Annotated in this window: 17 protein-coding genes, 2 pseudogenes and 1 riboswitch; of the genes and pseudogenes, 13 read left to right on the top strand and 6 right to left on the bottom strand. The window is 59.3% G+C overall.

Annotation, left to right across the window (positions count from 1 at the left end; genetic code table 11):
* Window positions 1–94 precede the first annotated feature (94 nt).
* Complete coding sequence (locus tag ACP2YO_RS42805) at window positions 95–670, bottom strand: hypothetical protein (RefSeq protein WP_426437190.1); 576 nt, start codon at window positions 668–670, stop codon at window positions 95–97.
* Window positions 670–984: an HNH endonuclease gene (locus tag ACP2YO_RS42800; protein WP_426437189.1), complete on the bottom strand. Its 315-nt coding sequence runs from the start codon at window positions 982–984 to the stop codon at window positions 670–672. Before ACP2YO_RS42800 ends, ACP2YO_RS42805 begins: the two co-directional genes overlap by 1 nt.
* Window positions 985–1,108: 124 nt before the next feature.
* Here ACP2YO_RS42800 and ACP2YO_RS42795 point away from each other — a divergent pair, with 124 nt between their 5' ends.
* The 3 genes and pseudogenes from ACP2YO_RS42795 to ACP2YO_RS42785 form a co-directional block, all read left to right on the top strand.
* Complete coding sequence (locus ACP2YO_RS42795) at window positions 1,109–1,378, top strand: helix-turn-helix domain-containing protein (protein ID WP_426437188.1); 270 nt, start codon at window positions 1,109–1,111, stop codon at window positions 1,376–1,378.
* Between the two features lie 384 nt (window positions 1,379–1,762).
* Complete coding sequence (locus ACP2YO_RS42790) at window positions 1,763–1,972, top strand: enoyl-CoA hydratase-related protein (RefSeq protein ID WP_426437187.1); 210 nt, start codon at window positions 1,763–1,765, stop codon at window positions 1,970–1,972.
* 388 nt (window positions 1,973–2,360) lie between these two features.
* Window positions 2,361–2,534, top strand: a pseudogene (locus ACP2YO_RS42785) (fumarylacetoacetase); the annotation flags it as partial.
* A gap of 743 nt (window positions 2,535–3,277) precedes the next feature.
* On the opposite strand, the gene ACP2YO_RS42780 reads toward ACP2YO_RS42785, so the two are convergent.
* On the bottom strand, window positions 3,278–3,475 hold the full coding sequence (locus tag ACP2YO_RS42780) for a hypothetical protein (protein ID WP_426437186.1): 198 nt from the start codon (window positions 3,473–3,475) through the stop codon (window positions 3,278–3,280).
* Window positions 3,476–3,811: 336 nt separating this feature from the next.
* On the opposite strand from ACP2YO_RS42780, the gene ACP2YO_RS42775 reads away from it, so the two are divergent.
* Together ACP2YO_RS42775 and glyA are read left to right on the top strand one after the other, a co-directional pair.
* The gene (locus ACP2YO_RS42775) at window positions 3,812–6,565 is read left to right on the top strand and encodes a phosphoenolpyruvate carboxylase (RefSeq protein ID WP_426437185.1); all 2,754 of its coding nucleotides are present in this window, start codon (window positions 3,812–3,814) and stop codon (window positions 6,563–6,565) included.
* Between the two features lie 37 nt (window positions 6,566–6,602).
* Window positions 6,603–7,910, top strand: a complete 1,308-nt coding sequence (gene glyA / locus ACP2YO_RS42770) for a serine hydroxymethyltransferase (RefSeq protein ID WP_426437184.1) — start codon at window positions 6,603–6,605, stop codon at window positions 7,908–7,910.
* 284 nt (window positions 7,911–8,194) lie between these two features.
* Here the strand turns inward: glyA and ACP2YO_RS42765 are convergent.
* A pseudogene (locus tag ACP2YO_RS42765) lies at window positions 8,195–8,972 on the bottom strand (ISNCY-like element ISBva1 family transposase); the annotation flags it as partial.
* Between the two features lie 477 nt (window positions 8,973–9,449).
* A riboswitch (cobalamin riboswitch) is annotated at window positions 9,450–9,648 on the top strand.
* 227 nt (window positions 9,649–9,875) lie between these two features.
* Here ACP2YO_RS42765 and ACP2YO_RS42760 point away from each other — a divergent pair.
* The gene (locus ACP2YO_RS42760) at window positions 9,876–11,867 is read left to right on the top strand and encodes a carbohydrate porin (RefSeq protein WP_426437183.1); all 1,992 of its coding nucleotides are present in this window, start codon (window positions 9,876–9,878) and stop codon (window positions 11,865–11,867) included.
* Here the strand turns inward: ACP2YO_RS42760 and ACP2YO_RS42755 are convergent.
* Entirely contained in the window at window positions 11,864–12,109 is a 246-nt protein-coding gene (locus ACP2YO_RS42755; RefSeq protein WP_426443540.1) for a hypothetical protein, read from the bottom strand. The genes ACP2YO_RS42760 and ACP2YO_RS42755 overlap by 4 nt on opposite strands.
* Here ACP2YO_RS42755 and ACP2YO_RS42750 point away from each other — a divergent pair.
* The gene (locus ACP2YO_RS42750) at window positions 12,055–13,197 is read left to right on the top strand and encodes a histidine phosphatase family protein (RefSeq protein WP_426437182.1); all 1,143 of its coding nucleotides are present in this window, start codon (window positions 12,055–12,057) and stop codon (window positions 13,195–13,197) included. The genes ACP2YO_RS42755 and ACP2YO_RS42750 overlap by 55 nt on opposite strands.
* Before the next feature lie 162 nt (window positions 13,198–13,359).
* Here the strand turns inward: ACP2YO_RS42750 and ACP2YO_RS42745 are convergent, their stop codons facing one another.
* Entirely contained in the window at window positions 13,360–15,039 is a 1,680-nt protein-coding gene (locus tag ACP2YO_RS42745) for a formate--tetrahydrofolate ligase (RefSeq protein ID WP_426437181.1), read from the bottom strand.
* A gap of 320 nt (window positions 15,040–15,359) precedes the next feature.
* Here ACP2YO_RS42745 and ACP2YO_RS42740 point away from each other — a divergent pair, with 320 nt between their 5' ends.
* Genes ACP2YO_RS42740 through ACP2YO_RS42715 form a run of 6 tightly spaced genes read left to right on the top strand, consistent with a single transcriptional unit; the run spans window position 15,360 to window position 21,359 of the window.
* Window positions 15,360–16,094 (top strand): LuxR C-terminal-related transcriptional regulator, encoded by a 735-nt coding sequence (locus ACP2YO_RS42740; protein WP_426437180.1) that lies wholly within the window; start codon window positions 15,360–15,362, stop codon window positions 16,092–16,094.
* 26 nt (window positions 16,095–16,120) lie between these two features.
* On the top strand, window positions 16,121–17,311 hold the full coding sequence (locus tag ACP2YO_RS42735) for an aminotransferase class V-fold PLP-dependent enzyme (RefSeq protein WP_426443459.1): 1,191 nt from the start codon (window positions 16,121–16,123) through the stop codon (window positions 17,309–17,311).
* A gap of 21 nt (window positions 17,312–17,332) precedes the next feature.
* Window positions 17,333–18,286 (top strand): HpcH/HpaI aldolase/citrate lyase family protein, encoded by a 954-nt coding sequence (locus ACP2YO_RS42730; protein WP_426437179.1) that lies wholly within the window; start codon window positions 17,333–17,335, stop codon window positions 18,284–18,286.
* Window positions 18,287–18,296: 10 nt separating this feature from the next.
* On the top strand, window positions 18,297–19,481 hold the full coding sequence (locus tag ACP2YO_RS42725) for a malate--CoA ligase subunit beta (RefSeq protein WP_426437178.1): 1,185 nt from the start codon (window positions 18,297–18,299) through the stop codon (window positions 19,479–19,481).
* Between the two features lie 9 nt (window positions 19,482–19,490).
* Entirely contained in the window at window positions 19,491–20,390 is a 900-nt protein-coding gene (gene sucD, locus ACP2YO_RS42720) for a succinate--CoA ligase subunit alpha (protein WP_426437177.1), read from the top strand.
* A gap of 3 nt (window positions 20,391–20,393) precedes the next feature.
* Window positions 20,394–21,359: a 2-hydroxyacid dehydrogenase gene (locus ACP2YO_RS42715; RefSeq protein ID WP_426437176.1), complete on the top strand. Its 966-nt coding sequence runs from the start codon at window positions 20,394–20,396 to the stop codon at window positions 21,357–21,359.
* The last annotated feature ends 2 nt before the right edge of the window (window positions 21,360–21,361 follow it).

Raw genomic sequence — 21,361 nt, 5'->3', positions numbered from 1 at the left:
GGAAGCGTCGGCAATCCCGCCGCTTCACCCCTACCTCACCTCGCCATACCGGGCCATGCCGTGCCTCGCCGGACCACGCCCCGCCACGAGCTCGCTAATCGATTTCCCTCACCTCGAACGTCCCGTTTTGCGGCCGCCAGTCGCCGAGCCCGCGACGCACTCCCGCCTGGGCGAGCGCCTGAATCAGATGCTCGCGGTCGATGACGGATGGGAGGTAGCTTGCGGTGAATTCAGCGTACCAATCCTTGAAGCACGGTCGCGTCCGCATGGTCTTCGCGTTGATACCCACCTTCACGCCACAGCGCAGAAAGAACTCACGGGATTCCCACAGCTTGTCGATGTCGGCGGGGCCGTCGTAGACAAGCGGCGCACTGTGCTCGACGGCGAGGCCCGCCGCGGCTTGCGGGCCTCGCTTGAGCACTTTCGCACCGCCGACGAAAGCTGCCATGAGTGCCTCGGCCGGTATGCAAGGTACGCCGTTGTGCAGCCAGAGGCTGCCGTACCACTCCACCTTACTGATCTGCTTATGGTCGGCGACCGTCTTCGGTCGCTTCGACGTGAGTCGCGCCAGGTCCTGTGTGATCGGATCGAGCGGATCGGCCAAACGACCGCTGTGCATGAGCAGCCGCTTGGTGCCGGTGACGCGAAGACGAATGGTTTCGCGCTGCATCAGTAGGCCTCGGCGGTTGGGTCGCTTGGAAGGACTCGGCCATCGCGCAACGACAGAACATCGGACCATTTGGGTTCGAAGACGGCATATCGCCGCGCGCGCAGAAAGCTCGTCACTTCGACATGACAATCGCGACACAGCGCGATCAAGTCGCTCTCGTGTTCATGGCCCATTCGCTTGTAGGTCGAATGATGAACCTCGAGCGCCGTGTTCGAATCGCAAAGGCGGCACCGCCCGTCGGCGTCGGACAGCGCTTTCAGGCGCGCAGGATTGCGCCGCCAGGCCTCGCTTCCAATGTAGGTTGCATAACGCATCGCTAACTCCGTATTACGTTCATACTATAGTAGCACAAACTTTCTTGATTGCAATGATTTTCGTGCTGCCATAGCTCAATCTGCCTGTTAACCTTAATTCGGGCTAAGCAGGGGATTCGGGCGAATGACATCGGACAGAGAGGATCTGACGCCGGCACTCATGCGCGCAGCGAGAGGTCTGTTGGGACTCGACCAGGCCGAGGTCGCTGAACGGGCCGGCCTCAAGCAGCGAACGATTTCCAAACTGGAGGGTGAGTCCGATTTCTCGTCCAAGGACAAACGACGCCGAGATGCTCTGAGGGCTATACGGCAAGCGTTCGAGCGTGAGGGCGTCGAGTTCATCTTCCCAAGCGAGACATCCGGCCAAGGGGTACGGATGAAGAGCACTCCTTAGCTCTCTCGATGCCGATCGAGTTGGGTCGCCTTCACTAAGCAAGATTCGGTTAGTTCGAGTTCGATTGCTCGTTGAAATTCATTCAAAGGCGGCGCCGTGGAAATCGATTAGGCGTTCGATCGCGCCTGGCATGGTGAAGTCCCAGCGCTGGAAGAGCGAACATGACTGTCATCTCGGTGATCGTTGGGAGCTTGAGCCAGGGCCGGTTCTCGGAGAAGCCAGCTTGTTGGATACTTCAACACTTGAAGCGGCGCGATGATGTACGGCAGCTCGGTCGTCTTGAAGGACTCAACGCTCCTTCGACTGTCTCTCATCAACCCGTCGTACCAATTTTCTCCGTTCTGCGATTGGGTCGAAGGCGCTTGAATTCGTCGTGGTTGCGGAATGAACCGTATCTCGGTGTCCGCTCAGTTTGTCGGGGGGTTCGAACTGGCGCTCAGTTGCGACCTGATCGTAGCGGTACAGTCAGGCCGCTTTGTATTCCCGGAAGCCCGACTGGGCATCATGACCTTGCAGGCCGGCGTGATCCGGCTGGCCCAATTGGCTGTCCGAAGGACACAAGCGCCTTCGATACGGCTCGAGACCTTTGGCTAATATGCGACGCGCGATGTCAAGCAGTCCGCCATCGCGTGATGATGGCATGATGGAGGTAACGGCATGAAATGACCTCCACTTTGGCAGTAAATGACCTTGTGCGGCGCGTCCCGACATCTGATGCTTTGAGCCGGGAAACGAACGTCCAATGGCCCGTGTTTCGAGCACTGAAAAGATCCATGACACCGCACCTTCTATGGCTTCGACGTTCAATCCTCGGAGGATTTTTGGGCATGGCGCTCGTCCCGACGACCGGTTCTTTCACCGCCGCAATCACGGAAGGCGTCGAGGTGACGTCCACGTCGCTACCTTCCTGAAAAAAGTGAGCATGTAGGGCCGCGCACGAGCCTGTGCGCGGCCAGCTTTTGAGCGGGACCAGAGAGGCGTCATGACTCACAATCTCGACGAGACCCACGATCCGGCGCGGCGCAGTTTTATCGAAGACGCCAACCGTCCGGATAATGATTTTCCGATCCAGAACCTGCCGCTCGGCGTATTCAGCACCAAAGCCGACCCGATCGCGCGAATCGGCGTGGCGATCGGCGACCAGGTCTTGGACCTGAAGAAAGCGAGCGGCGCCAGCGACCTCAAGCCTCATCTTCGACTTGAATGGCGAAGCCAAGACGGCCAGAACAAACACAGAAGCCCGATCATTCCGCCAGCTTAGGTACGCTTCAGCGGGCAACGGCCTCCAATATGAAAGAACTGAGTTGGCCAGACCAATCCTGCGGCTACTCGTCGAGCAGTTGCGATCACTGGACGAGAGGGTGGCGCTGCTCGACCGACGTTCCGTCGTGACTTACCTCACGGCCCGCGAACCGTCCTATTGATTTGGCGGGCCCCACGACATGGACGACATGAAGATCGTCGACTCGTTCCTCAACCGGTCGGAAAAGACCGCTTTTCGGCAGCTTTAAAACGTCGCTTCCGACAACGCGTGCGCAAGCTCGACTGCGTTTGAGTTGAAATGAGGGCTCGTGACGTCTATCTGCCGCCTCGCGTATCGTTGCAATCGGTTGACGTGCGGGCAAAGGTCTTTGGCACTGCTTCTGGCTGTCAGGAAACCGACGAGTGGTTGCCCAAGACCCTGAACCCAGCGCTTGAGGAAATTGCCATAGAACCCGCGCTCGCTGAGCGAGCTTCTGGATTCATCAGCAGATAACATCCACATCGCCGCCAGCGAAAGGACGGCGGAACATGCGAACTGGTCGGGCTTTAGAAACAACACAACCAGCAGCCCGATAACATCGGGCCGGACACTCTAAAGTGAGATGCCTTACCTCGAGGGATGCGTTGACGCCCAAATCAGTTGGGCTTCACTGCCACCAGAACCACTCCCAACTTCTCCTCGAGAGTCTGTAACTGGCTCAGCTTATCGTCGGCCAAAGTAGCGCTTTCAACGCTTACCCCTAACATTGCAATTAGCGGGCTGCCAATTTCCCTCTCTAGATCTTGAATTGCCTTGAGATGGTTGGACTTGAGGTTGGCCAATGGATACAACATCTGATCGTCTCCGATGCTGATTTAAGCGTTGCTATCCTAACCAGTTGGACATGGTTTGACCAGAGCGCGCTGATCCCTGTAGGCCGGCTGCGACGCCCGGAAAGTCACTAACGTTCCGGCGATGCGCTGCAGATATTGCCGCTGTTTCGCTCCGTCTGTGGAACGATCGCCAAGGTGTTAACGTCTCCGATCGGAAAGAGAGCTCCTACCCAGTGGTAGCTTTTTTCCTACCTGCTTAGGCGATTGCGGTCGCGAAAAACCCATGCAGTCTGAACGGGCGCGACGTTCAGATCGCGCCGCAACTGAGACCGAAGCACAGACGGGAGAATGGCGACTATGGTCAGTATTCGGACAGTTGCCGAACGGCCCGACGTACGGGAAGCCGGTTCGGTGATTGATGTTGCCGAGCTCAACTTGTCGTCTGACGGGGATGTGCGCGGCCTTCTACTAGCGCTTGTCAAGTCTGTTGCGTGGACGCGCGCTTCGGGCCTACTGGCAGTCATCGACGGTAGCCACTCTGTGGATGCCCTTGCCGTGGAAACGCGCATCGCTGGGCTCCAGGCACTCGGTATCTGGTTTCAAATATCAGCGATCGCCAGCGAAATCATCGACATGCGCTCCAGGCGGGCCCTTGAGCGATCCCGTACCGCCGACGCCGTTGTTGGTTCGTTTTCTTGCGTTATAGGTGAACTTGCTCGCGACGGTTATTCCGCGGAAGAAATTCGATCCGTCGTCGCTGCGCTGAGAGTTGGGCCAACAATCACTGCCCATCCAACCGAGACCAAGAGAGTCACCGTCCTCGAATCGCATCGCCGCATCTACCGCAAGCTCAATGATCTCGAACAGGAGCGTTGGACTCCCCGCGAGCGCATGCGCTTGATCGACGAACTGCGTAGCGAAATAGAGATACTCTGGATGACAGGTGAGCTCCGCCTGGAGCGACCGACCGTCGATCGTGAGGTCGCCTGGGGCCTTCATTTCTTCAGTGAAGTACTTTTCGAGGTTACACCCCAGCTTTACGACGCGCTCGAGCATGCACTTGAGCGCCACTATCCACAATGCGAGATGGATGTGGGTTGTTTCCTGCGTTATTCGTCGTGGATCGGTGGGGACCGAGATGGCCACCCTTACGTGACCGCCGCTGTGACCCGCGCAGCGCTGGATGAATATCGCAAAGCGGCGCTCAGTTCTTATGAAGAGCCTCTCGGCCGTTTGCTCATCGCGCTCAGCGCCAGCACAAACGTTATCGTCGTGCCTCAAAGCTTCTCGGACGCATTGGCTGAGTTGCTTCGTTTGTCCGGCGATGCGGACGTGATCGCGCAACGTAACCACGACGAGCCGTTCCGGCAGTATGTTGCCGCATTGCTGGCCCGGATCGTCGCGACACGTAATTCCGATCAAGGGCACGCAGTAGGGTATGCAAATGCGGCCAGTTTTTACAAGGATCTTGCAGTCCTGTCGGCTGCGCTCGAATCGTTGGGCAGCAAGACCGTCGCGAGGCGCCTCCTGCATCCGCTGCTCCAACGTGTGGCGACCTTCGGCTTTCACACTGCGTCCTTGGACATTCGCCAAAATTCAACTGTCACCAATCGATTGCTACGGGAGTGCTTGGCTCTCGCTGACGATGCCGGAGTTGTGCCCTCTGGGCCCAGTGCCGCTTGGTCCGAGCGCATCCGCGCGGCGCTCCGATCGCCTGAATGTCTTGGCGATAGATACATCGGCCTTTCCGATGAAGGTAAGGATTTGCTTGAGCTCCTCGCGCTGGTTGGCATCGCGCGAAAGCGTGATCCCTACGCCGTCGGTAGTCTCATCCTGAGCATGACGCAATCCGTAGACGATTTGCTCGCGGTCTATCTACTAGCCCAATTTGCCGGCCTTTCCACTGCTAACGACGGAAGCGGGACGATTGGGGCGAGAATTGTACCTCTCTTCGAGACCATCGCCGATCTACGCGCTGCACCCGAAATCCTCGACCAGTTGTTTTCAAATTCGCTCGTTCGACGCTCGCTGCGCCAATTCGATAACTGCCAAGAAATCATGCTCGGTTATTCCGATTCCAACAAGGATGGAGGATTTCTGGCGTCGAATTGGGAGCTTGCTAAGGCGCAAAAGGAAATCCGCAAGATCGGCGAGAAGCACAGCATCCGTATTGCGTTCTTTCATGGCCGCGGTGGCTCGGTCAGCCGTGGCGGGGCTCCCACCGCTCGCGCGGTCGCAGCTCAGCCAGCTGGAACAGTTGGCGGTAGCATGCGTGTTACCGAACAGGGCGAGGTTGTGTCGGCGAAATTCGCCAACCGCGGTACTGCGCTGCACAACCTTGAGACCCTCTCTGCCAGCGTACTAGCCCATACGCTAAAGTCGTCCACGGAAGGTCCGCAAAAGCACGTCCCTGAATTCGACGAAGCTATGGAGGCACTCGCGGGCATGTCGCTTGCCGCCTATTCCGGCCTCATTGCTACGGCGGGTTTTGTAGCCTACTTCAGTCAGGCGAGTCCGGTTGAAGAATTAGCCTTGCTAAATATTGGATCACGTCCCCAACGTCGTTTCGGCGCCAAGCAGCTCGCTGACCTGCGAGCGATTCCGTGGGTCTTCGCTTGGAGTCAGAATCGCCATCTCATTACAGGGTGGTACGGAATTGGATCCGCGCTTAACTCCTTTGTAAGCGTGCGCGGTGGGCAAGGCCGGTCACTGCTTCACCAAATGTTCGAACGCTTTCGCTTTTTCCGGCTCATCATCGACGAGGTCGAAAAGACGCTTTACCAGACCGATCTCGGAATAGGGGCGCTCTATGCCGGATTAGTCGAGGACCAAACGGTTCGCGAACAGGTGTTCGCAAAAATCGAATGCGAGCACGCCCTCACGGTAAGGATGATCCGCGAAATTACGGGTGAGGTTGACTTGTCGCACCGGTTTCCCGCTTTCAGGAGCCGGATCGGTCGTTTGCGCCCGCAACTGGACGGCGTCCACCGACTTCAAGTCGAGTTGTTGGGTGAGGTCCGATCGTATGGTCAGAATCCGCCTCCACGGTCGGTGAAAGCGCTTCTGATGTCGATGAATTGCATCTCTGCGGCTTTGGGCTGGACAGGTTAACTCGGGACACGCCCACGACGGGCGGATAGGAGCAGAGATGGAGAGTTCCGCACGATTTGGCGCTGGTGCCATCGGTGATCGATTTTTTCAGTCTGCACTGGTGGAGGCCGACCCCGATCTATATGGCATCATCGGCAGAGAATTGGGCCGACAGCGCAATGAAATAGAACTCATCGCCTCAGAGAACATTGTTTCGCGCGCCGTCCTGGAAGCACAGGGGTCAGTTCTGACTAACAAATACGCCGAAGGCTACCCCGGGCGCCGCTACTATGGCGGCTGCCAGTTTGTCGACGAGGCGGAGGAACTGGCGCGCGAGCGTGCGCGCCGCCTTTTCAACTGCACGTACGTCAATGTCCAGCCAAACTCCGGTAGCCAAGCCAATCAGGCTGTGTTTATGGCGCTCATGCAACCGGGGCACACATTTCTTGGCCTCAACCTTGCCGCCGGGGGTCATTTGACCCACGGCGCGGCGGTGAACCAGTCCGGAAAATGGTTCAATGTCGTTTCCTATGGCGTGCGAGAGGACAATCATCGTATCGACATGGACGAGGTTCGCGATCTCGCCAGGAAACATCGCCCGAAGATCATTCTTGCTGGAGGATCAGCCTATCCTCGCTTCATCGATTTTGCCACCTTCAGGACGATCGCTGATGAAGTCGGTGCTATCCTGATGGTCGATATGGCGCATTTTGCGGGCCTGGTCGCGGGTCGGGTTCACGCCAATCCACTAGATCACGCTCACGTTGTTACGACCACTACTCATAAGACCCTGCGCGGGCCGCGCGGCGGCATGGTATTGTCGAACGACCCCGAGATCGGCAAGAAAATCAACGCATCTGTCTTTCCTGGCCTTCAGGGCGGGCCGTTAATGCATGTGATAGCGGCGAAGGCAGTCGCCTTTGGCGAAGCCTTGCGTCCTGAGTTCGGGGACTACGCCCGAGCGGTTGCCGAGAACGCCCGTATCCTCGCCGACACAATCATGGCTGGTGGCGTTGATGTTGTCTCGGGCGGCACTGATACTCATCTGATGCTGGTAGACCTTCGCAGGAGAGGCCTGACCGGCAAAGCCGTCGAAGCTGCCCTCGGCCGGACCCACCTGACCTGCAACAAAAACGGGGTTCCCTTCGATCCGCAACCGCCGACAGTCACGTCTGGGGTTCGCCTCGGAACGCCCGCTGCGACGACCCGCGGCTTCGGCGCCACTGAATTTGTTGAGGTCGGCCGCCTGATCCTTGCCATTATCGACGGGCTTGGAGCCAACGGTGAGGGCGGAAACGCGGCGGTCGAGAGGAACGCTCGCGACGCCGTACGGGATCTAGTCGCACGGTTTCCGATTTACAGTTGAGCGCCGGCCGTTTTCTCTGGCGCCGGCTACGTCCGAGTTGCGGAACTGAACTACAGTTCGGTTTATTGCCGGCGCGGCCTTGTCTAACGGGCCGCCTCGTCAATCCGTTTTCGCGTGGGCCTCTCGCCAGCACTTGCCTCTATGTAGGATCGGGGGTGTGGCCATCATGGGGTACATCCGAGGCGAATTGCCAATCTCCGAAGCATTGTTGCGAGCCGACTCATTCGCAGTGCGACCGTTCAAGCCCGATAGTCAAGGCATTCATAAGGAGCGACGTCGGTGCCATTGGGGATGCATAGGCGTTTGACGCCTTTCGCTTTCGCGGCTGCCTCATTCTTTGCGGAGTAAAAGGCGGCGTCTGCCGCTACGAAGCGTGGGGTACGTCCGAGCATCGTTTGATGCGTTTCGATGGCGGCAATCGGCAGTTCCGAATCGTGCGGTCGCTGAGCGTAGACTTCATAGTCAATCAGGATCTGGTTTTCGGCCTCCTGTAGTTTCAGCATCTTGCCGAAGTCGTTGGGCTTGCCCTCTTTGCCCTTGCGAATGATTTCTGTCGACGGCTCGAACAGGCTGACGATCTTGCCTGCAGAGCGTGTATCACCACGGAAGCTGCGCGCTCTGGTCTGCTTCATCACCTGCTTGATGAGCGGCACCATCGCATCGAGTTCCTGACGCAGGCCCTCCAGCATCAGCTGCTTGCGGGCTCCCGAAGCGCGCTTCACTTGTTCGGCGATCTCCTTGGAGAACCGCTTCGCCTGTCCCACCACGGCTGGTCGAATTGCGCAGTTTGCCGTACGCCCGCGCGAGATTCTCCCGGCTCTGCTTGGCTTTGGAACGCGCCGCACGCGCGATGTCCAGCACCCACAGCCTCACGGTCCGGCTATGGTCGCACAGCCTGGCTCCGGCCTCGCCAGTGATCGTTGTGATCTTCTTCATGGTGCGGATCAGCGCCCGAACACCGTCTCCCAACGAGCTCGAGGCGGTCAGATAGTGGATGTTGGTCTCCACCACCGTCGTACCCAAGCGCATTCTGCGCCCTTCCGTCACCCCCTCACGCCAGGCGCCGCAGGAGCTTGTTTGTCGTCTGATGGATGTTCGGCCGCTGTTGATTGCCTTCGCTCATGGAACGCCATCCTCTCTTCGAGCGCAGTTTTGCGCAGCCCCGTCAATCGAGCCAACGACCCCAGCACTGTGCCGTCTGCGGCCTCGACGACGCGGATATCCTTATGGTCACCCATCCGGAGCCGGAGACCCAGCGTCGCCAGTTTCGCGTCGAATTCGGCCCGGCTCCTGGATTCGCCTAGCGCCTGCGCAACCATCTGCCGCAGCCGTGGGCCATCAAATCCCGCGCGCTGGTGATCCGTCTCGCCGAAACGCGCCGCACGTTCGTTGGCGCTAGGCCGCGGATCGCTGCTGCGGTTTCCGCGTCCCCTTCGCGCTCCAGCGCCGCGACGATGCTTTTCGCATGAGCGGAGGGGCTGACAGCGGTTTCTAGGCGGGCTCATCGGCGGCCGCTTGACATCTGGAGCGACCGAACTGAAGAATGGTCACGTTCAGGTTCGTTGGTCGCGAGATCAACGAGATGGGAATGCGGTGAGGCTTAGCCAAATCCGCAACTGCGCCCGCAACTGTAGGCGGTGAGCTCTCTTCCAAAAGCCACTGGGCTTTCTAGCCCGGGAAGGCGGAAACAGAGCATCGACCCGCAAGTCAGGAGACCGGCCTGAACAGTCATCCATCCAGCGTGCGGTGCGCGCGCTTGGGGCGGTTCTTCGCTGCGATGACGACGAATGATGTCTGTCTCGCGGAAGGAGTGCCGCCATGGCTCCGCATGCCAAAATCTGTTCTGTCCACTTTGCATCTCGAATTGTATCGCTGGCCCGTGCATATTGTGCGGCAGCGAGCGTGTTTATTGCACCAAGAGTTGACGCGGCCGATCTATCCTCGCCATTCGCCGCGAAGGCGCCGGTGGAAAACCAAATCTACGAATGGACCGGCTTCTATATTGGCGGCCATGTCGGCCTCGCGCTCGGTAATTCGAACTGGACCGCGAATGCAACGACGCCAGGCACGCCGCCGGTATCCGGCTCGCTCGACATGTATCGCTCGCCCGATGCGTTCTACGAGAGCGGAAGCTGGCTGATAGGCGTGCAGGGCGGCTACAATTACATGCTGTACAACCGGGTGGTGCTCGGCGTCGAAGCCGATGCCACGTTCCCCACGTTCCAGGATCTTTCCGGCCTCTCCACCGGCGGCATCGCCAGCTTCACCTCGCCAACGCTCGGTGCGGTCACCTACAGTGAGACCATGCTGGCGTCCGGCACGGTGCGCGCCCGGATCGGCTACGCGCCCAGCAATTGGCTGTTCTACGCAACCGGCGGCTTTGCGTGGACCTATAACAGTCAGGACTTGACTCAAGCTGGTCCCGGCATCGACGAATCCCGATTGCTGTGGCGGTTCGGCTGGGCCGCGGGTGCCGGTGTTGAAGTGCCGGTAGCGCCGAGCTGGACGGTGAAGGGCGAGTTTCTGTGGACCGGCTTCCCGACCCAGACGGTCAGCTATCCGGGTTCGGGGCAACGCATTAGTTCTGATCTCTCGCTGGAGCAGTTCCGTCTCGGCCTCAACTATCGCTTCGATGATCCTACGCGACCGGATGCTTATGCACCGTCGCGCTTCATGCCCGCGATGGATATCTTCGCGGTTCACGGCCAGGCGACCTTCGTCAATCAGGCCCACCCGTCGTTCCGCTCGCCTTACGACGGCACCAACAGCCTGTCCGGGGGTGGGACGAGCCGAGAGACCTTCGACCTGGTGCTGTCGACCGGCGTGAAGCTGTGGCAGGGCGCCGAGTTCTGGGCCAATCCGGAGATCGATCAGGGCTTCGGCTTCGACAACACCCACGGCGTCGCCGGCTTCCCCAGCGCGGAATCCTACAAGCTCGGGTCGGCCTATCCCTACGCCCGCCTGCAACGCGCGTTCCTGCGTCAGACTATCGATCTCGGCGGCGATGTCGAGAATGCCCGACAGGAGGAGAAAGTCGACGACGATTTTCTTCAGTTCGCGGGCACGCGCAGCACCGACCGACTGGTATTCACGGTGGGGCGGTTCGGCATCGTCGATATTTTCGACACGAACAAATACGCCAATAACCCGAAAGTCGACTTCCTCAACTGGTCGATGATCAACGCCGGCACCTTCGACTATGCCGGCGACGGCTGGGGTTATAGCTACGGCGCTGCCGCGGAGTGGTACACAGGGCGGTGGACGCTGCGCGCTGGCATCTTTAACCTGTCCAACACGCCAGCCGGCGGCAACAGTCCGACGGGCTACGCGCTCGATCCGACCTTCCAGCAGTTCGAATTGGTCGGCGAACTCGAGGAGCGGCACAAACTGTGGGGCCAGCCGGGCAAGATTAGGATCACCGGGTACCTGGAACGTGGCAGCATGGGCGAATATTCCGCGGCGGTGGCGCTGGCGCAGGTGACCGGAACGCCTGCCGACATCAACGCGGTTCGCTCCTACACCAGCCGGCCCGGCGTCAGCTTGAATGTTGAACAGCAGGTCAACGATAATTTCGGATTATTTTTCCGGGCTGGTTGGGCCGACGGCAATAAGGAGCCATGGGATTTTACCGACATTGACCGTACCGTACAGGGCGGCGTTTCGATCAATGGCAAATCATGGGGGCGGCCGGACGACACGATCGGCATCGCGGGCATCGTCAACGGTATCAGCAGCGCTCACATTGCATTCCTCAATGCCGGCGGGATCGGCATCTTGGTCGGCGACGGGCAATTGCCCAATTACGGCACCGAGAGGATTCTGGAAGCCTATTACAGCTACGCGATGACGTTGTCGACGCGGATCACCTTCGACTATCAATTCGTCGACAATCCCGGCTACAATTCCGACCGCGGACCGGTCAATATCTTTGCCGCCCGCGCGCACTGGCAGTTCTAAGTCATGGAAAACAGCTGATCATGTGGACGACGCTCGGCCTGTTGTTCGGTGTCGCCGCCGAGCGCCAGTTTGCGCAGCACCGCTCGACGTCTTGAGCGCCCTTCGCAGCAGACGGCCATGACGACGCGCCTCAATCTGCTGTGCTCAGCCTCGACCGCTTCGGTCAGCTTGATCGCCTTTGCGGCGGATGAGCCGCTGGATGCGCGGACGAGAACGTCTCTCCAGGCTCGGCCGCCTTCCACTGTGTGACGTTGTCCTGCGCAGCCCGGCGCTCTGCGCCGCGCAGACAGCCGAAGGCCTTGCGATCGCCTCCAGAGAAGAGCCGAGGCTACGGGATTGCGATTTCGGTCGCTGGGCGGGGCGATCCTTAGCCGAAGTCCGAGCGCAGGCGCCGCAGGCCGTCGACGACTGGTTGCAGAATCCCCATGCTGCGCCGCATGGCGGCGAATGTTTTGCTGACGTGACGAGGCGCGTCGGCGGATGGATGGATGGTTTACTCGCAGGTCACGGCTCAGTCCTTGCGATTACCCACGCTTCAGTCATTCGCGCGGCGATCGCTCACCCACTTGGCGCCGGCCCTGAAACCCTCCGGCACATCGATATCGCGCCGCTGACGCGGACCAAGCTTTCGGGGAGCGGCGGGCGCTGGACGCTCGCCGGCCCTGCTTCCCCTGAAGGAAGAGCGATGAGCGCGCGCCAAGGCACCGTGACCGCCGGCGGATGGCGATGCCGGCTCGTCGTCGTCGCGATGCTCTTGGCTTGTGCCCCGGTTCGGGCGCACTATCAGTCGCCGCATGAGGGGCCGAACGTCGGCATCGCCATTCCCGCCATCACCCACGGTGAGATGCCGGTCGTCGCCAAATATCGCGCTGAGATACTCGATCGGGCCGCGCGCCAGCCGCGCACCGATCCCACCTTGCGCCGACTGGCCGGCTTCGTGAGCCTGCAACACTTCGCGTGTTTCTGGGGCCTCGTTCCCGGCAGTCTTGCGGACGAGGCGAGCCCCTTCAACGAATGCTCCCACGCAGATGTGGCCGGGGCGCGTGCACTGCTCGCGCACATGGCTGCAATCCCTGGCGACCAGTCACCCGCAACGGCCCTTGAGGCACGAATCGAGACGGAACTCGCCAGCGATCCGGGCGCCAGCGCGGTGTGCTCGAACAGCACCGAATCATTCGACAGTGGAATTATCATCGGGCCCGACTGCCAACTCGCGCCAGCTCATCTACCGACTGTCCTAACCTTTTTCGCCTTGGCGGCTCTCGCCGCCGCTGGCATCTTGTATCTCCGATCCGCTTTTGCGCCGCCCTTGAGAGCTAGGCGGACATGATCAATTTCAGAGGGCGTGGCCTAAGCAGCCTTCGGTCCTGTGTCTAGGGGCGGGGCCTTAAAATCGTGCTGTGCGACACTGCCTAGCTCCCTCTGGCTCAGAGGCCCGCCGGGTTGACGAAGTTCGCCAGCGACTGAAAGCGGTAGCGAAACAGTACCCGTCTCAAAACAGTCCTTCGATCTCACCGCACTCGTTGAGGAATATCTTCTCTGACGACGGTACCTTGGGTAAGCCAGGCATCGTCATGACTTCCCCGCAGATCGCTACGACAAAGCCCGCGCCTGCAGACAGACGCACTTCACGCACTGGGACCACGTGTCCTGTTGGTGCGCCGCGCAGGGCAGGATCCGTCGAAAAGGAATATTGGGTCTTGGCCATGCAAACGGGCAGATTGCCGTAGCCTTGATCTTCCCACTGCTTGAGCTGATCGCGGACGCTCTTGTCAGCGATCGCTTCTGAGCCCCGATAGATCCGCTTCACGATTGTGTCGATCTTGTCAAATAGCTTCATTTCGTCAGGATAGAGTGGCGAGAACTGAGAGCCACCACGTTCCGCGAGCTCGACCACCTTCTCCGCGAGTCCGCCAATTCCCTTTGATCCCTCGGCCCAATGGCGGCACACGATCGCCTCTTCACCGAAGGAGGCAACATACTCACGGATCACCTCCAATTCCGCGGAGGTATCAGAAACGAAATGGTTGATCGCCACCACGGCCGGTACGCCGAACTGCTTGATGTTTTCGATATGGCGTCCGAGATTGGCGCACCCCTTTGTCACTGCGGCAGCATTTTCCTTGCCGAGATCTTCTTTCTGAACTCCGCCATGCATCTTCATGGCGCGAACCGTCGCGACAATCACGACCACATCCGGCTTCAACCCTGCCTTTCGGCACTTAATGTCGAAGAATTTCTCTGCTCCGAGATCGGCGCCGAAGCCTGCTTCGGTAACGACATAGTCCGCGAGCTTCAGCGCCGTCGTCGTCGCCACCAGAGAGTTGCAGCCGTGCGCAATGTTGGCAAATGGACCGCCATGCACCAAGGCGGGATTATTCTCCAGCGTCTGCACCAGATTTGGCTGCATGGCGTCCTTTAGCAACACAGTCATCGCATCGTCCGCTTTGAGATCCCGCGCGTAGACCGGGCTCTTGTCGCGGCGGTAGGCGACGATAATGCTGCCCAGCCGCTTCTTCAGATCATTGAGGTCGTTCGCGAGGCAGAGAATCGCCATGACTTCCGAGGCTACTGTAATATCGAAACCGGCCTCCCGTGGGTAGCCGTTCGCGGCGCCGCCCAGCGAACAGACAATCTCTCTTAATGCCCGGTCGTTCATATCCATGACGCGCCGCCAAGCGACGCGACGTGTATCGATCCCGAGGTCGTTGCCCCAATAGATGTGATTGTCGAGTAGTGCCGAAAGCAAGTTATGCGCTGTGGTTATAGCGTGGAAATCGCCGGTAAAGTGAAGGTTCATGTCTTCCATCGGCACGACCTGCGCATAGCCGCCACCTGCCGCGCCGCCCTTCACGCCGAAATTCGGCCCCAGTGACGCCTCGCGGATACACGTGATGGCCTTCTTCCCGATGCGGTTCAACCCATCGCTGAGTCCGATCGTGGTCGTCGTCTTGCCTTCGCCAGCCGGCGTAGGGTTGATCGCCGTGACCAGAACGAGCTTCCCGTCGGTATTCTTCTGCGCCGATTTGATGAATTCGGCTGAGATCTTTGCCTTGTCGTGGCCGTAAGGAAGAAGATGCTGCTCCGAAATTCCGAGCCCCTTGCCGACCTCCATGATCGGCTTTTTTTTGGCTGCACGCGCAATCTCAATGTCAGACTTCACTTCTGTCACATCATCCTCCCATTATTTTCTTTCGAAACATTCCAACTCGCCACTCTAAATTGATTAGACGGGTCTGTCTATATAAGACTGTAGGTAAAACCCGCGATCGACCGAACCTTCGACCGGTGTGGACAGTCGGTGAGAATGAGCGGCGCCGCTCCGTCCGGATGACCGCAAGGTAGCTTTTTCGGCTCCACGGACTATCGACAAGTCCTCGGAGATGCCCAAATTGTTGTAGACAGAGCAGTCTATCATTACTATTTCTGAGTGGCAGCCGAGCGGCGCAAGACCGCTGCTGACGAGGGAAGCGAACGAAAGGCAGAGCCGCTATGACAAAGCAGCCGACTATCCGGGTGCTTGTCGCCGAGCCGAACCCGCTCATCGTGGCGGGATTACGTGAAATGATCGAGCGCGATGGCCATTTCCTACTCGTCGGGTGCGTTCAGAGCGGCGCCGCGCTCTTGGAACTGGCCGGCGAACCGGATTTCGATGTCGCGCTCATCGGTTGGAAGCTCACCGACATGGATGCTCCGGAGATCCTCGCTATATTGCGGGAACAAGGGCGCAAGCTGCGGATCACCATTTTCTCCAACGACCAAGATGTGGCTCTCGTCAAACAGGCTGTTCGGCTGGGTGCGCAGGGCTTCTGCCTTCAGTTCGACGACTCCGCGATCCTCTTCGAGACGTTGCGCGCCGTAGCGCATGGGCGAATCTGCATCCCCTTCATCGATGTCAGCAAGATCAACGACACACCGCTTTCGCAGCTAACCGTGCGTGAACGCGAACTATTGGGCGTTCTGGCGGACGGCTGGACGAACCTGCAGATCGCCGCGCGTACCGGCATCTCCGAGAACACGGTGAAGTATCACCTAAAGAACCTCTACGCGAAGCTCGATGTGCGCAATCGTGCCATGGCGGTGGCTCTCTATTCGAGCGAGAGGCGACTGAATTCATCACCACCTGTTCGTTCGGGTAGGTGCGCCCCACCCGGGATGCGCGCTCTTTCTACCCATCAAGGTGTTGCTGGGCTGGGCCGCAAAATCGGAAATCGAAGCGACGTATAATCAATGTTTCGGGAGGACTTTCTATGATGGCAGGCTTCAATCATCTCTTCATTCCTGGGCCAACCAATATTCCTGAGCAAGTGCGCCAGGCCATGAATCTTCCCATGGAAGACATGCGTGCACCGAATTTCCCGGAATTCACCAAGCCATTGTTCGAAGACATCAAACGCGTCTTCAAGAACGAGACCGGTCGCGTTTTCATTTATCCTTCTTCGGGCACCGGCGCTTGGGAAGCTGCGATCGAAAACGTTCTCGCGCCCGGCGACCGCGTTCTGATGTCGCGCTTTGGTCAATTCTCGCTTCTGTGGGCCGACATGGCTGAGCGCTTCGGACTGGATGTCGATCTCATCGACTGTGAGTGGGGCACCGGCGTGCCCCTCGAACTCTACGCTGAACGCCTTGCCGCCGATACCAGCCATCGTATTAAAGCTGTCTTTGCGACCCACAATGAAACAGCGACCGGAGTCACGAGTGACGTCGCGGGCGTTCGCGCCGCGCTCGATGCAGCCAAACATCCCGCGTTGCTGTTCGTTGATGGCGTCTCCTCGATCGGCTCGATCGACTTCCGTCAGCAGGAGTGGGGCGTCGACTGTGCGGTCAGCGGCTCGCAGAAGGGCTTTATGCTCCCAGCCGGTCTCGGCTTTCTTTCGGTTAGCCCTAAAGCGTTAGCCGCGGCCCGCAGCGGGGGTCACCGGCGATGCTTCTTCTCGTTCGAGGATATGATCAAGGCAAACGACGTTGGTTATTTTCCTTATACGCCGGCAACGCAATTGCTGCGCGGTTTGCGTGCTTCGCTCGACTTGATCGCCGATGAGGGATTGGAGGCGATTTTCATTCGTCATCGTCGGTTAGCCGAAGGTGTGCGCAGCGCGGTGAATGCCTGGGGTCTTCGGCTCTGCGCAAAGACCCCCAAGTGGCATTCCGACACGGTCAGCGCGATCCATGTACCGGACGGTATCAACAGCGATGAGGTCGTAAAGTGCGCCTATTACAGATACCAGACTTCGCTCGGCGTGGGCCTCAACAAGGTTGCGGGAAAGGTGTTCAGAATCGGCCACCTTGGTTGGCTGAATGATGTGATGGTTTGCGGCGCCCTGTCGGCCGTCGAGATGGCGCTCATTGATTGTGGCGTCCGCATCCAATCCGGCTCCGGGGTCGGCGCGGCGGTCGACTATTTCCAGCGTAGTCGCGCTTCGACGGTTGCCAGAGCGGCGTAAGAGCATGAAGGTTGATCAATCATGAGCCACACCCAGCATCATCTGCGCAAGCTCCGCTTGCAGCGTAGTGAACTCGCCGTCCCGGGCTCCAATCCGGAAATGATCGACAAAGCATCGATTAGTGCCGCCGATTTCGTCTTTCTAGACCTTGAAGACGCCGTCGCCCCCCCTGACAAGGAGCGTGCGCGTCACAACATCATCCAGGCGCTCCGCGATATCGATTGGCGCGCCAAGGGAAAGACCGTCTCGGTTCGGATCAACGGCCTCGATACCCACTACATGTATCGAGATGTCGTGGACCTGATGGAGCAGGCGGGCGATCGTTTCGACACGATCCTGATTCCCAAGGTTGGCGTCCCCGCTGACATCTATACGGTTGAGGTCCTCGTCAGCCAAATCGAAGCGGCCAAGGGTTTCAAGTCACAAGTCGCGCTCGAAGCTCTGATCGAAACCGCTCTTGGTATGGCTAACGTCGAGTCGATCGCGAGCTTTTCCGGTCGCCTCGAGGCCCTTCATTTCGGTGTTGCTGATTATGCCGCAAGCTGCAGGGCGCGTACGGTCAACATCGGTGGGCTCAACCCCGACTATCCTGGCGATCAGTGGCACGCCGCACTGTCGAGAATGACGGTTGCTTGTCGCGCAAACGGTCTGCGTGCAATCGACGGGCCTTTTGGGGATTTCTCGGATCCTGAAGGTTATCTCGCCGCAGCCCGTCGAGCGGCGGCGCTCGGCATTGAGGGAAAGTGGGCGATCCATCCGTCTCAGATCGCGCTGGCCAACGACGTCTTTTCTCCGGCTGCGAAGGAAGTCAGTCGCGCGCACCGCATCATCGAAGTGCTCAAGGAGGCCGAGCAGCAAGGTAAGGGCGCTGCTGCCCTGGATGGAAAGATGATCGATGCCGCATCCGAACGCATGGCGCGCAATGTGATCGCAGTGCATCAGGCGATCGAACGCCGCGCGTCTGCGTCGACCTGAGGGGGCGGCTATGGACATCCACGAATATCAAGCCAAGGAGCTGCTGACTCGCTACGGAGTGCAAATCCCCCGCGGCGACATCGCTTACAGCCCTGAACAGGCAACCTATCGAGCGAACGAGCTAGGCGGCTCGCGCTGGGTGGTCAAGGCGCAAATCCATTCGGGTGCGCGCGGTAAGGCCGGAGGCATCCGGATCTGCAACAACGACACCGAGGTCGCCACTGCGGCCGAAGCCATGCTCGGTCGCAGGCTGGTTACCCACCAGACCGGCATCCGCGGCCGGCTGGTGTCTCGGCTCTACGTCGAGGAAGGCGTGGAGATTGCGCAGGAACTTTATCTTGGCATCGTGCTTGACCGCAAAGCGGAACGGGTCGCCATCGTCGCTTCGGGTTTCGGCGGCATGGAAATCGAAGAGATCGCGGCTCGCGAACCCGATTCGATCATACGCGTGACCGTCGATCCAGGCGCCGGCATGCAACGATTCCAGGCCCGTGAGATCGCTTTCGGCCTCGGCCTCGACACCAGCTTAATCGGCAAGGCGACCGAAACCTTGCTCGCATGTTATCGCGTCTTCCGTGACTATGATGCGTCGATGCTGGAAATCAATCCCCTGGTTGTCACCATCGACGGACGCCTGTTGGCGCTCGATGCCAAAATGTCGTTTGACGAGAACGCGTTGTTCCGACGGCCCGAAATCTCCGAGCTGCGGGACAAATCACAGGAGGATCCGCGCGAGACCTTCGCCAGTGATCGCGGCCTCTCCTATGTCGGCCTCGACGGCAAAATCGGCTGCATCATCAACGGTGCAGGGCTTGCCATGGCCACAATGGACATGATCAAAATGGCGGGCGGCGAGCCAGCGAATTTTCTCGACATCGGTGGCGGCGCGACGCCTGAGCGCGTAGCAAAGTCGTTTCGCGCCGTGCTCGCCGACAAGAATGTCGAGGCGATCCTCGTCAACATTTTTGCCGGGATCAATCGTTGCGACTGGGTCGCCGAAGGCGTGGTCAAAGCGATTCGGGAGGTCCGAATCAAACTTCCGCTTGTCGTACGGCTCGCTGGAACCAATGTCATTGAAGGCCGACGCATTCTCGCCGAGTCCGGCGAAAATGTCCTCGTGGCAGATACGCTCTCGGAGGCCGCTGATCGCGTGGTCGAGGCTTGGCGAGCTAACGGCCTCAAAAAAGTGAGCTAGGGGAACAAGATGGCGATACTCCTCAACGAAAATACGCGCGTCATCATACAAGGCTTTACCGGCAAAATCGGGAGCTTCCATGCGCAGGACATGATGAGCTACGGCACAAAGGTCGTCGGCGGTATTACGCCCGGCAAGGGGGGGCAGACCCATCTAGGCCTTCCGGTATTCAATACCGTCAAAGGCGCTGTACGCGAGACCGGTGCGGATGCCAGCATCATTTTCGTGCCGCCGCCCTTTGCAGCAGACTCGATCATGGAGGCCGCTGACGCAGGCGTCCGCCTCTGTGTCTGCATTACCGACGGCATCCCAGCGCAGGACATGATGCGGGTGAAGCGTTACATGCGGCGTTACCGCTTCAACGATCGCATGCTCCTCGTGGGGCCCAACTGCGCGGGCATTATTTCGCCTGGGCTTGCACTGATGGGCATCATGCCAGGCGCGATCTATTTGCCCGGGCGCGTCGGCATCGTCGGCCGTTCTGGCACGCTCGGCTATGAGGCCGCATCGCAGATGAAGGCGGTCGGTATCGGCGTCTCAACCAGCGTGGGGATCGGCGGAGATCCAATCAATGGATCGTCGTTCCGCGACGTCCTCGAGCGTTTCCAGGAAGACACCGACACCGATGCTGTCGTGATGATTGGTGAAATCGGCGGTCAGCAGGAAGTCGAGGCGGCGCAATGGGCACGCGAGAATATGACGAAGCCTTTGATCGCTTACATCGCCGGTCTCTCGGCGCCGAAAGGTCGCCGTATGGGGCATGCCGGCGCAATCATCTCAGCGTTTGGCGAGTCTGCCCAGGAAAAGGTCGAAGTACTCAAAGATGCGGGCGCGACCATCGTACCGACGCCAGCCACGTTCGGTCCGATCGTGGCAAGCGTTCTCAGTCAATGCAAGCGAGCAGCGTAGGAAATGGGCCCGCGCGTAATCGTGACTCGTCGCTGGCCGGAACCAGTCGAGCGCCTATTAGCGGAGCGCTTTAATGCCCGGCTGAATCACGATGACCACCGGATGACGAGGCAGGAACTAGCAGAGTCGTTGCGCGACTTCGATGCAGTGCTGACGACAGTCGGTGACGAATTACCCGAGGAGATCTTGAAAGGCGGTATCCGCGCCAGATTTATTGGCAATTTCGGTGTCGGGTATAATCATATTGCAATCGACTCGGCACGTGAACACGGCATCACTGTCACCAACACTCCGGGGGTACTGACCGACTGCACCGCAGATCTCGCGATCACCTTGATGTTGATGGTAGCGCGACGCGCCGGCCAGGGCGAAAGGGAGCTGCGCGCCGGAGTTTGGAAAGGATGGTGTCCGACCCACATGATCGGCCGCAAAGTGACCGGTCGGACCCTGGGGATCGTTGGTATGGGCAGGATAGGGCGCGCGACTGCACGTCGTGCTCATTTCGGCTTCGGGATGTCCATCATTTTCCACAATCGTTCGCGCGTTGATGATGCTGAGCTCCGCTCGTTTCGCGCGCGGCAGTGCGATACTTTGGAGGAGTTGCTGGCGAGCGCTGACGTCGTGTCGTTGCACTGTCCAGGCGGCGACAAAAATCGTGGCCTGATAGACCGGACAAGAATCGCGGAGATGCGACCACATAGCTTCTTCATCAATACCGCACGTGGTGATGTCGTCGACGAAGGCGCGCTGATCGACGCCCTGGAAAATGGATGCATTGCCGGTGCCGGCCTCGATGTCTTCGCCAACGAGGCCAGGATTCCGGAGCGCCTCAAGGCACTACACAATGTTGTCCTCCTGCCGCATCTGGGCAGCGCGACCGAAGAAACCCGCGTCGCTATGGGTATGAAAGTTCTACAGAACCTGACGGCGTTTTATGAGGGCCGAGAGCCGCCCGATCGGATAACCTAGAG

It is taken from the genome of Bradyrhizobium genosp. P, from assembly GCF_049949265.1.
In the GTDB taxonomy this organism is placed as follows: domain Bacteria; phylum Pseudomonadota; class Alphaproteobacteria; order Rhizobiales; family Xanthobacteraceae; genus Bradyrhizobium.
Note: the sequence above shows the minus strand (reverse complement) of the source record. Positions and strands in the feature narration are given on the sequence as shown.

Bases quoted from the DNA above. Each gene is read 5' to 3' on its own strand.
- ACP2YO_RS42780 (WP_426437186.1), bottom strand. From the start codon at position 3,475: ATGTTGTATCCATTGGCCAACCTCAAGTCCAACCATCTCAAGGCAATT.
- ACP2YO_RS42725 (WP_426437178.1), top strand. From the start codon at position 18,297: ATGGACATCCACGAATATCAAGCCAAGGAGCTGCTGACTCGCTACGGA.
- ACP2YO_RS42750 (WP_426437182.1), top strand. From the start codon at position 12,055: ATGAGCCGCTGGATGCGCGGACGAGAACGTCTCTCCAGGCTCGGCCGC.
- sucD (WP_426437177.1), top strand. From the start codon at position 19,491: ATGGCGATACTCCTCAACGAAAATACGCGCGTCATCATACAAGGCTTT.
- ACP2YO_RS42740 (WP_426437180.1), top strand. From the start codon at position 15,360: ATGACAAAGCAGCCGACTATCCGGGTGCTTGTCGCCGAGCCGAACCCG.
- ACP2YO_RS42790 (WP_426437187.1), top strand. From the start codon at position 1,763: ATGAACCGTATCTCGGTGTCCGCTCAGTTTGTCGGGGGGTTCGAACTG.
- ACP2YO_RS42715 (WP_426437176.1), top strand. From the start codon at position 20,394: ATGGGCCCGCGCGTAATCGTGACTCGTCGCTGGCCGGAACCAGTCGAG.
- ACP2YO_RS42775 (WP_426437185.1), top strand. From the start codon at position 3,812: ATGGTCAGTATTCGGACAGTTGCCGAACGGCCCGACGTACGGGAAGCC.
- ACP2YO_RS42800 (WP_426437189.1), bottom strand. From the start codon at position 984: ATGCGTTATGCAACCTACATTGGAAGCGAGGCCTGGCGGCGCAATCCT.
- ACP2YO_RS42735 (WP_426443459.1), top strand. From the start codon at position 16,121: ATGGCAGGCTTCAATCATCTCTTCATTCCTGGGCCAACCAATATTCCT.
- ACP2YO_RS42730 (WP_426437179.1), top strand. From the start codon at position 17,333: ATGAGCCACACCCAGCATCATCTGCGCAAGCTCCGCTTGCAGCGTAGT.
- ACP2YO_RS42805 (WP_426437190.1), bottom strand. From the start codon at position 670: ATGCAGCGCGAAACCATTCGTCTTCGCGTCACCGGCACCAAGCGGCTG.
- ACP2YO_RS42795 (WP_426437188.1), top strand. From the start codon at position 1,109: ATGACATCGGACAGAGAGGATCTGACGCCGGCACTCATGCGCGCAGCG.
- glyA (WP_426437184.1), top strand. From the start codon at position 6,603: ATGGAGAGTTCCGCACGATTTGGCGCTGGTGCCATCGGTGATCGATTT.